The sequence below is a fragment of the Bacteroidota bacterium genome (assembly GCA_030706565.1).
In the GTDB taxonomy this organism is placed as follows: Bacteria; Bacteroidota; Bacteroidia; order Bacteroidales; family JAUZOH01; genus JAUZOH01.
The window spans coordinates 1-8,318 of record JAUZOH010000157.1 but is presented as its reverse complement, the minus strand read 5'-3'; the positions used below and the strand labels follow the sequence as shown (position 1 = coordinate 8,318).

Below are 8,318 nucleotides of genomic sequence, written 5' to 3'. Positions count from 1 at the left end.
CAACGGCAATGAAAAATTCAAAAATCTTCTACCTTTTTTACTTTTTGATTATCTCATTATCCCATTAGCACATTACCCCATTATCGCATTATCTCATTATCTCATTATCTCATTATCCCATTATCCCATTATCCCATTATCCCATAATAAAATTTTCACTCAAGATAACTCAACATCAATCTATTGGGCTAAAGCCCACTTAAATCACATCCTATCAACCCGTTGGCTAAAGCCAACGGCAATTAAAAATTCAAAAATCTTCTAACTTTTTTCTTTTTGATTATCCCATTAACCCATTATCTCATTATCCCATTACCCCATTAGCACATTACCCCATTGCCTTTGCCACCAGCTGCACATTTCTCTGGCTTTTTTGTTCAAGAATCAATTCTTTGTTGCGCATCATGCGTTCGATGGTTGAATCATCGTAATGACGAATGGTGATCAGTTCAAGTCCGGTTTCGTAGGTTACCTTAAAATCGTGCTTCAAATCGTCAACCAGTTGGACCATTCGTAAAGGAGCATCGTTGATACAAACCTGGAAACTGATGGCCGAATTCTGCATAAGGTTGATTTTGATCTTGTGACGGGCGAAACAGGTGAAAATACCTTTAAGTTTTTCTTCGGCAATGAATGAAAAATCTGTTGCCGAAATACGCATCAGTACCTGATCCTGCTTAAATATAAACATTGGAATGGCCATATCGTAATTGATATCGCCAATCATGGTACCGGGTTCATCAGGCTGTATAAAGGATTTAACCTGAAGAGGAATATTTTTATTCTGCAAAGGCTTAATGGTCTTGGGATGGATGATACTGGCCCCGTAATAGGCCAGCTCAATGGCATCAAGATACGAAAGCTGGTCGATTTTTACGGTATCCTCAAAATATTTGGGATCTGCATTTAAAACCCCCGGAACATCCTTCCAGATCACAACTTTTTCAGCATTCAGAATATAGGAGATAATAGAAGCTGTATAGTCCGAACCTTCCCGGCCAAGGGTGGTGGTATTGTTTTCTTCATCAGAACCAATGAATCCCTGAACCACATACATACTTGTTGCCGTAAAATCAAAAACTTGCTTAAATAGTTTTGCAGAAAGCTTCCAGTTCACCTGTCCCTCGCGGAAAGTACTGTCGGTTTTAAGATATTTCCGGATATCAGTCCATTGATTGGCATTTCCACACTTGTTCAGGTATGCGCTGACAATCCGGGTTGATATTATTTCACCGAAGGAGATGCACTGGTCATAACCATAATCGTACCTGTCCTGAAAAGGAAGCTTGAGCGCCTGTTGCAAATGGCCAAATTCTTCTTCAACTTCCTCAAAAACCCTGGCATCGCGTTCTGGAAAAAGTTCATGTAAAATTTCCAGATGAAAATTTTTGACCTGCTCAAATTCCTTCTGATATGGCTGTTGAAGATAAGCAAGTTCAAACAATTTCTCCAGTGCATTTGTGGTTTTGCCCATAGCCGATACCACGATCACCAATTTCTCTCCGGCATATTTATGAATAATATTAGCCAGATTTCTCACCGCATCGGCATTTTTGACCGAAGCTCCACCAAATTTAAATACTATCATTTTCAGAATGAAAAATTACATTCAAACCTAATAGTTTTTTTCCAAATCCAGGCAAATCTGTGCAAATTTTATTGAATGCACTATGCATCTGTCATTTTAAAAGTAAAAGTAATCAACTGTAAAATTAAAATACATTACTTTTGCAGGTTGAATTAAAAACAATTTATTTTGGACACTTCGGAGTTAAAACTGTTGTATGTCAATCACCCTTCCCTGCAGACCCTGGTTGAAGGGTTGAACCATGACAAAACCGGAAATTATCATATCAAGGGACTGTCGGGTTCGGCAAAGGCTTTATTTGCAGCCACCAGTTTTCAGAAACTTCCCAATACCCAACTATTCATCCATACCGATAAAGACGATGCAGCTTATTTTTTTGATGACATGACAAAAGTCATCGGTGATGAAAAGGTATTTTTTCTTCCCTCATCCTATAAGCGTTCTGTGCAGTATCAACAAACGGATAGTACCAACCTGATCCTGAGGACTAAGGTAATGGATAAAATCAACAACATTACCGATAAAAAAGGGAATAGTTCTGAAGCCATTGTCATTGTTACTTATCCCGAAGCGCTCGTTGAGAAAGTCGTCTCTCACATAAAACTGAAAAAGGTCACCCTTCAGCTTAATACCGGTGAAGATATTTCTATAGATTTTCTTAACCAGGTACTTTCTGAATATCATTTTGAAAGAGTGGATTTTGTTTATGCTCCCGGCCAATATTCCATCCGCGGAAGTATAGTCGATATTTTTTCCTTTTCAGCGGATAATCCATACCGCATTGATTTTTTCGGGGATGAAGTTGAATCCATAAGGGCTTTCGATATCGAATCCCAGCTTTCAAAGGTTAAACTCAATAATGTCACCATTGTTCCGGATGTGCAGGATATAAATCCCGAAATAAAAGAAAATGAAATCAGAGAATCATTTCTGGAATTTATTCCTTCTGATACTTTGATTTGGATAAACAATGCCAAATATGTCGGCCAGAGGGTAAATGAATTATATGAGAACACGGTATTCAAGCCCTTGCCCGACGAACCCGAGAAAAAAGTCCCGGAAAAAGACAAGGTGCTCATCACCGGAACTAAGCTGATTGATGATTTGAAAAAATTCCCGTTGATTGAATTTGGACAGGAATTTTTGATCAAAGATGGCCTTGACCTACAGTTTAACACTTCGCCCCAACCAGCTTTTAATAAAAATTTCGAACTGCTGGCCTCAAATCTTTCAGAAAACACCATGAAAGGATATCAGAACATCATCCTTTCAGAAAATGAAAAACAAATTGAGCGCCTGAAATCCATTTTCGAGGATATAAATAAGGAAGTCCACTTCTCTCCCATGCTGTTCAACCTTTACGAAGGATTTGTGGACCGCGACCTGCGTTATTGTTTTTATACAGACCATCAGATTTTTGAACGCTATCATAAGTACCGTCTTGCCGAACGGTTTGGAAGAAGCGATGCACTGACACTTCAGGAGCTTACCGGTTTGCATCCTGGAGATTACGTGGTGCATATTGATCATGGAATAGGAATTTTCGGAGGGCTGCAGAAAATTGAAGTCAACGGAAAAATGCAGGAAGCTGTGCGCCTGGTTTACAAGGACAATGATGTGCTCTATGTGAACATCAACAACCTGCACCGTATCTCAAAATACAGCGGCAAAGAAGGGGCGGAACCGAAAATCAACAAACTGGGAACGCCCACCTGGCAGAAGTTAAAACTAAAAACAAAAAGTAAGGTCAAGGACATTGCCAAGGACCTTATTGCACTGTATGCCAAACGGTTTTCGCAGAAAGGTTTTGAATTTTCGCCCGACACCTACCTGCAACACGAGTTGGAAGCTTCATTCATCTATGAGGATACCCCTGATCAATACCAGGCCACCCAGGCCGTCAAAGAGAATATGGAGTCGGAACATCCGATGGACATGCTGGTGTGCGGGGATGTAGGATTTGGCAAAACAGAAGTTGCCATTCGTGCTGCCTTTAAGGCCGTAACCGACAACAAACAGGTTGCCATACTGGTACCTACAACTATTCTTGCTCTTCAGCACTACAATACATTCAGCGAAAGGCTTAAAAATTTCCCTTGTACGGTCGACTATATCAGCCGTTTGAAAAAGGCCTCCGACCAAAAGACGACGCTTAAAAAACTGGCCGAAGGGAAAATTGATATCCTCATTGGCACCCACCGGATTGTCGGGAAGGATGTGAAATTCAAAGACCTTGGTTTGCTGATCATTGACGAAGAACAAAAATTCGGTGTGGCAGTGAAAGAAAAGCTGAAAAAACTCAGGATAAATGTTGATACCCTGACCCTTACAGCCACGCCTATTCCCCGAACGCTGCAATTCTCGCTTTTAGGCGCCCGTGACCTTTCCATTATCAATACTCCGCCGCCAAACCGGCATCCTATAGTCACCGAGCTTCATACCTTTAATAAGGATATTATCCGCGAAGGAATCACCTACGAACTATCCCGCAAGGGCCAGGTTTTCTTCATCCACAACCGGGTACAGAATATTTATGAACTGGAAGCATTGATCAATAAGATCTGTCCGGGAGTGAAAACTGTTGTAGCCCATGGACAAATGGAAGGGCCAAAACTGGAACAGATCATGCTCGATTTCATCCGGGGCGACTATGATGTGCTGATTGCCACTACCATTATTGAAGCAGGGCTGGACATCTCAAATGTCAATACCATTTTTGTGAATGAAGCCCAGAGTTATGGCCTTAGTGACCTGCACCAGCTCAGAGGCAGAGTAGGAAGGTCCAACAAAAAAGCATTCTGCTACCTTCTGGCACCGCCGCTAAACCTGCTCACACCGGAAGCAAGGCGAAGGCTTAAAGCCATTGAGGAATTTTCGGAACTGGGCAGCGGCTTTAATATAGCCATGCAGGATCTGGACATCCGCGGTTCGGGTAACATGCTTGGAGCCGAACAAAGCGGTTTCATTGCCGATATTGGATTCGAAACCTACCAGAAAATCCTGAACGAGGCCATGCAGGAGCTCCGCGATACCGAATTTAAAGAAGTCTTTTCCCATGAAGAAAAGGACAAAAAGGTCATAAAGAAAGCTGCATATATTTCTGATTGTCAGATAGATACAGACTTAGAACTGCTTATTCCCGATTCTTATGTGGAGAATGTATCCGAGCGTATCCGCCTTTACCGGGAACTGGACAATATCTCCAACGAAGAAAAACTTCAGGAATTTGCCAAACAGATTAACGACCGTTTTGGCGAAATTCCCCAGGCCACCAAAGAACTTTTCAATGTGGTCAGGTTACGCTGGCGGGCTGTTTCACTAGGATTCGAAAAAATCATCCTGAAGAACAGCAAAATGATCCTTTATTTTGTTTCAAACCAGATGTCGCCTTATTACCAGTCAAAAACATTTAGCGACATCATAGGTTTTGTTCAGCGGCAGCCGGGACTGTTCAGTTTAAAAGAAGGCAAAGAGAAACTTACACTTAATGTCGAAAAAATTTCTAACTTAGAGGAAGCTATTAAACTCCTTGAAAAGATAGCCGGCAAATGAATCTGATTATAGACATTGGCAATACGCGCGCCAAGACAGCCATTCTGGAAAAAGGAATAACCAGGGATGAAAAAGTTTTTGAAACCTTAAACGTTTCATTATTAGAAGCTTATATTAAGAATTTTCCCGGGATCCGTCAGGCCATTTTATCTTCGGTGGCTAAACGGGACAAAGGAATAATAGATTTCCTGAAGCAACGGTTCAGTCGCTTCATTGAATTAAACGGGAACACCCCTGTACCCTTTGTCAATAAATACCGTACAAAATCAACCCTGGGAAGCGACAGAATTGCTGCCGTTGCAGGGGCTATCGTACTTTTCCCTGCTTCTGATATTTTGATTGTTGATGCCGGAACAGCCATCACTTTTGATTTGATCAATTCCGCCCATGAATATCTGGGCGGTAATATTTCGCCGGGACTTTCAATGCGGTTCCAGGCGTTGAACCAGTTTACAGGCAGGCTGCCGCTGGTTCATCCCAACGAACAATTTGCATTTCTGGGAAATGATACTGAAAATGCCATCGTTTCAGGTGTGCAAAATGGTATGATTTTTGAGATTCAGGGCTATATTGATCAATTACAAAAACAATATGAGTCGTTAAAAATTATTTTGGTGGGAGGCGATGCTTCATTTTTTGAGAAAAAACTAAAAAATAGCATCTTTGTAAGTTCAAATTTGCTTTTACTGGGGCTCAACAGAATTTTAGAATATGTTTTCTCCGAGGAATGAAATAATTGTCCTACATGCTGAAGGTGTCATGCTTAAATTTATACTAAACTCGCTAAAATTTCGTATATTTGCCTTACTGAATGAACAATTGAAGTGACAAAGAAAAAAGGAAGGGAAAAAGTTTCATTTGTTGAAATTTTAAAACTTTTCAAATTTATTATAAACAATTGATAATTATTGGGAGATTAAAATTCATGCAATTATATAAATTATTTATTCCAGTTGTTTTCTTGACATCGACCGTTATTTTTTCATCCTGTAAAGAAAATTCAATTGAAGTAATCAATACGATCGCAAACGATAAAAAAATGCCTACAATTGCAGGCGACAATGTTGAAATAACTTACAGCGATTCGGCCAGGGTAGAATCAAAGATTGTGGCCAAAGTGATTGACAGTTATGCTACAGCCCAAAAGCCTTATATTGAATTTCCCAAAGGTATGAGCATGTATTTTTATGACAGGCATCAGAATGTCATAGCACAAATTAAAGCCAATTATGCAATTTTCTACCAGGACAAAAAAGTTTGGGAAGCCAGGAACAATGTTGTTGCTATCAATACAAAAGGAGAAAAATTAAATACGGAACAACTTTTCTGGGATGAACAAAAAAAGATCATTTATTCTCACAAATATACAAGGATAACTAATCAGGACGGTACTTTTACAGGGCAAGGCGGCTTTGAAGCCAATGAAGATTTTACAAAATGGACGTTAGTTGGTACTAAAGGAACTGTAAAGCAATGAGCGAAAAACATCTGAAAGCATGGGAAGTATTATGGTTAGTTGTGGCATTATTGTGCCTGACTATTTCCATTTATAAGACCTTTGAAGTAGGATTATCACGCAGTTTGGCCTTTTATCTTCTTACTTTGCTGTCTGCCGTGATTTATCTGCTTCGCCGGTCCAGAAGAAAACAATCAGTATGAGCCTACTCTCCGCTCAACTTTGATAATTCTTCGATAACTGCTAAGGATTTTTTATTTTTTTTCTTACCCTTTAACAGGATTCCAATCTTTCACTATTTACTGTCGAAATTTTATAATACTCTCCGTAATTATGCGAATCCGGGAAACTTCAAAAAATATATCATTCTGTATTTGAGCCGGGCTTTTCTCATTAAATCGGATATAATGATTTGAATTTCAATTGTTTTATACTGATTTCTTTAAAAAAACATAAGGAATCCGCATAAAACAGAACACATATTACATATTATTGATAATGAATCCATTGAATCTTTACAAGTAGTTTTTTTAAAAATTCAGCCAACAATATAATTTTTTAATTCTTATATTCGTAGCATAAAAAATGTAAATAATCTCATCAAAAATTTGAATAAATGGCAACTTTAGAGAAAATTAGGACCAAGGCGGGAGTTTTGGTTGCGGTTATTATCGGATTGGCTTTATTGGCTTTTATTTTAGGCGATTTACTAAGTTCCAAAACTTCATTATTTACCAGTTCACAATATGAACTCGCCAAAATAGGAGGAAAATCAATATCTATTCAGGATTTTCAACAAAAAGTCGAATCACTTGAACAAATTTATAAATTAAATTCCGGTCAAAATTCTCTTGATGAGAATACCAGTGAAAGCATTCGTGAACAGACCTGGCAACAAATGATTGAACAATATGTTCTGATCGACAATCTTAAAGATATTGGGGTTGATGTTAGTTCTGATGAATTATTTGATATGGTTCAGGGTAAAAATCCCCATCCTATTATCCGTCAGCTCTTTACAAATCCACAGACCGGGGAACTCAACAAAGCAGGGCTTTTGGAGTTCTTAAAAACCATGGATCAGGATGCTACCGGCGAGCGCAAAGCTTTCTGGCTGTATATTGAAAACCAGATTACTCATGAAAGGATACTTTCAAAATATAATGCGCTGATTCAAAAAGGTTTGTTTGTCACCCGTTTGCAGGCTAAAGCTGATTTTAATGAATCAAACAAAAAGGCAAATTTCAGTTTTATATCCATTCCTTATTCGTCTATTCCGGACAAGATGGTTAGTTATACCAAAAGCGACCTGAAAAAATATTACAAAGCCCACAAATATCTTTTTGAACAGGAAGATTCAAGGGATATAGAATATGTTACTTTCCAGATCAATCCTTCACCAACGGATATTAAAGAATCGAAAGACTATATTGATAAAGTCAAACCTGATTTTGAAACGGCCAAAGATTTGAAACAATTTGTCAATGTAAATTCAGATGTTCCTTTTGATGAGAAATTCTACAAAAAAAGTGAGCTGAGCGATTCCATAGCAAATTTTGTATTCAAGTCAAATGGCGTAATGGGGCCCTTCATCGAAGATCAGGCATTTAAGCTGGTTAAAGTTGTGAAGAAAGACATGATCCCCGATTCAGTGAAAGCACGTCACATTCTTATCCGTCCGCAGGGCCAAACCCAGGAGGCTGTTGCCAGTGCCAAAGCACT

7 protein-coding genes are annotated in these 8,318 nt (G+C 39.1%); 6 read left to right on the top strand and 1 reads right to left on the bottom strand.

Going from position 1 to position 8,318, the window contains the following annotated elements; genetic code table 11:
• Positions 1 to 265 (top strand): hypothetical protein (locus tag Q8907_09395; protein ID MDP4274478.1); only part of this gene is annotated, 265 nt, incomplete at its 5' end.
• Positions 266 to 328: 63 nt separating this feature from the next.
• Here the strand turns inward: Q8907_09395 and Q8907_09390 are convergent.
• A complete protein-coding gene (locus tag Q8907_09390; protein MDP4274477.1) occupies positions 329 to 1,588 on the bottom strand; it encodes an aspartate kinase in 1,260 nt (419 codons plus the stop codon).
• Between the two features lie 168 nt (positions 1,589 to 1,756).
• On the opposite strand from Q8907_09390, the gene mfd reads away from it, so the two are divergent.
• The 5 genes from mfd to Q8907_09365 form a co-directional block, all read left to right on the top strand.
• Entirely contained in the window at positions 1,757 to 5,140 is a 3,384-nt protein-coding gene (mfd, locus tag Q8907_09385; GenBank protein MDP4274476.1) for a transcription-repair coupling factor, read from the top strand.
• Complete coding sequence (locus Q8907_09380) at positions 5,137 to 5,871, top strand: type III pantothenate kinase (protein MDP4274475.1); 735 nt, start codon at positions 5,137 to 5,139, stop codon at positions 5,869 to 5,871. Before mfd ends, Q8907_09380 begins: the two co-directional genes overlap by 4 nt.
• A gap of 194 nt (positions 5,872 to 6,065) precedes the next feature.
• The gene (gene lptC, locus Q8907_09375) at positions 6,066 to 6,617 is read left to right on the top strand and encodes an LPS export ABC transporter periplasmic protein LptC (GenBank protein MDP4274474.1); all 552 of its coding nucleotides are present in this window, start codon (positions 6,066 to 6,068) and stop codon (positions 6,615 to 6,617) included.
• Entirely contained in the window at positions 6,614 to 6,799 is a 186-nt protein-coding gene (locus tag Q8907_09370; protein MDP4274473.1) for a hypothetical protein, read from the top strand. Before lptC ends, Q8907_09370 begins: the two co-directional genes overlap by 4 nt.
• Positions 6,800 to 7,212: 413 nt before the next feature.
• Positions 7,213 to 8,318, top strand: a 1,106-nt coding sequence (locus tag Q8907_09365) for a SurA N-terminal domain-containing protein (GenBank protein MDP4274472.1), incomplete at its 3' end; no start/stop codon positions are given.